1 protein-coding gene and 1 pseudogene are annotated in these 625 nt (G+C 42.2%); both read left to right on the top strand.

Annotated elements, in window-relative coordinates; genetic code table 11:
• Positions 1-151: 151 nt before the first annotated feature.
• Positions 152-484: a hypothetical protein gene (locus ACFIJJ_RS10040; protein WP_375646853.1), complete on the top strand. Its 333-nt coding sequence runs from the start codon at positions 152-154 to the stop codon at positions 482-484.
• Positions 465-625 (top strand): annotated as a pseudogene (locus ACFIJJ_RS10035) (PBSX family phage terminase large subunit); the annotation flags it as partial. The gene ACFIJJ_RS10040 and the pseudogene ACFIJJ_RS10035, both read left to right, overlap by 20 nt.

Below are 625 nucleotides of genomic sequence, written 5' to 3'. Positions count from 1 at the left end.
TATCAATATGTGTTATTTTTATGTTGACAAAGTGTAGCAAATCGTATTTAATGACAGCACTGTACTTGGTCGTATTGTGTCTAGAGAGGGAAATGTACAGTTCAAAATCCCCGCAAATGCGGGGTTTTTTATTATCTGGAGGGTGTATTTTATGACATCACAAAATACAGAACAGGCTCCACAACCCATTAAAAAGCGTATACCACCAAAGGCAGGTCAAGGGCGTGTCAAAGGCGTTCCGAATAAGATGACGCGCATTTTAAAAGAAGCAGTGGTTAAGGCTGCTGAGAATGCTGGGAATAAAATTGGCAAGGATGGTTTGATTTCTTATTTGGAAAAACAGGCTATGGAATGCCCCGCTGCTTATTTAGCATTGCTTGGTAAGGTGTTGCCTTTACAGGTAACAGGTGAAGATGGGGGAGCCATTAAGGTGATAACGCGTGTAGAAATCGCGCCTTTGGTCAATGACGACACGACAGATTAGTATTGTTCCAAAGCTTATACCGATTTTTACAGATAAGGCTTTGGTGCGTGCTGCTTGGGGTGGACGAGGGTCTGGAAAGACAAGATCATTTGCCTTGATGGCTGCTTTAAAAGGCTATCAATTTGGTATGCAAGGGATATC

Source organism: Bartonella sp. TT29SHDZB (genome assembly GCF_042193395.1).
GTDB lineage: Bacteria > Pseudomonadota > Alphaproteobacteria > Rhizobiales > Rhizobiaceae > Bartonella.
This window is presented reverse-complemented; position numbering and strand designations above follow the sequence as displayed.

Bases quoted from the DNA above. Each gene is read 5' to 3' on its own strand.
- ACFIJJ_RS10040 (WP_375646853.1), top strand. From the start codon at position 152: ATGACATCACAAAATACAGAACAGGCTCCACAACCCATTAAAAAGCGT.